Source organism: Effusibacillus consociatus (assembly GCF_042652925.1).
Taxonomy (GTDB): domain Bacteria; phylum Bacillota; class Bacilli; order Tumebacillales; family Effusibacillaceae; genus Effusibacillus; species Effusibacillus consociatus.
Genome location: NZ_JBHSHC010000103.1, coordinates 1 through 972, shown reverse-complemented (window position 1 = coordinate 972; position 972 = coordinate 1). Strand labels below are relative to the sequence as shown.

Genomic DNA, 972 nt, shown 5'->3' with positions numbered 1-972 from the left:
GAAACGGTTTTGGAAAATCGGCCGGTACTGTTTACGTTTGACGGGAAGAAGTCGCATCGGCGGTTTTTGTAAGAGTAAGTGATAGTAGCTCGGAATTAGAGAGATGAATCCGAGTCTGGACAAGGGGTGAATGGGTCAAAAATCGCCTATTTTGTTAACCTTGAAAGCCATTTTCAAAAAATGGGCATGCCAAATAACCCGACAATATCGGGTTTTCAAAAAATATGGAAAAGGCCTGTGACTATGCAGCTAATTGGCTTGCAAACCATTCGTCCAGTGAAGGAAGGTTCGCTTTTCTTGCTTCTTCCAACCATGCGTCGGCATGCTGGCACATGGCAATCAAGTAGACTCGAATGTTCCAGTGACGGGAACTGTGACCTTCAGAGGCTGCGAGTTTGTAATCCACCTTTTGACGCTTGATGCACCGCTCCACTCCAGTCCGCAGGGCATATCGCTGTTTCCATTCTTTGCTGTCGCGTCTGACGCGAGGAAACAGACGAGGAAACAGACGAGGAAACAGACGAGGAAACAGACGAGGATTATCCGAAGTGGATGTGTAGAATGTCCTTCCGTACTCGGAAGGTGAACACGGATGAGGGCATTCCCATTTGCCTACTTTGGCGGGACAGCGCCATTTGACGCGTTGACGGCCGGGACATTTGCCCCAACCGATCATCTTCCGGCCAATCGGGCACACGGGAACACCATCTGGATCGATTTCCATATCGTTGTATACCAATTTGCCGGAACGCCTGAGGTTCAGATCGATGATGGCGGAGACATCATCGTGTTCCAGCAGGGTATAGATCGGGAGGGCGTCGTGGGCCGAGTCCAAGATCGCCTCTCCCACTTTCCAATCCGGAAACCAGTGACGAAGTTCGCGGTAACCGCAAATCCAGGAAACGGAGTCATGCCGGCTGGCGCGAAACAGTCGCGGATAGACCGGCAGATCGTAGGGACTGTCCGCAGCAC

At 51.3% G+C, this 972-nt stretch carries 1 pseudogene; it reads right to left on the bottom strand.

Annotated elements, in window-relative coordinates:
* Window positions 1-241 precede the first annotated feature (241 nt).
* Window positions 242-972, bottom strand: a pseudogene (locus ACFO8Q_RS13690) (DDE transposase); the annotation flags it as partial.